We start from the raw sequence: 402 nt of genomic DNA, 5'->3' as shown, positions 1-402 counted from the left end.
CTATCAGCTCGGGCATTTTCCCGCGAACTGGCTGGAATGGAACGACCGGTACCGCGACGATGTCCGCCGCTTCTGGCGCGGCGACGGCGGCGCGGGCGTGCTGACGACGCGGATCTCCGGGTCCTCCGATGTGTTCGGGAGCGCGCGCGCGTCGCGATCGGTGAATTTCGTCGCGGCGCATGACGGCTTTTCGCTGGGCGATGTCGTCACCTATGCCCATCGCCACAACGAGGCCAATGGCGAGCAGAACCGCGATGGTCATGCCGAGGAAATCGCATGGAACAACGGTGTCGAAGGTCCGAGCAGCGATCCCGCGATCCGCGGCCGCCGCGATGCCGATGTCCGCGCGATGCTGGCGACCCTGTTCGCATCGAAGGGCACGCCGATGCTGACCGCGGGCGA

The 402-nt window shown here is 66.9% G+C and carries 1 pseudogene; it reads left to right on the top strand.

From position 1 onward, the window contains the following. Window positions 1–402 (top strand): annotated as a pseudogene (locus AC0IYH_RS29590) (glycogen debranching protein GlgX); the annotation flags it as partial.

It is taken from the genome of Pseudomonas sp. AC463 (assembly GCF_979253585.1).
The sequence above is the reverse complement of the archived record's forward strand: the minus strand, read 5'-3'. Positions and strand labels throughout refer to the sequence as shown.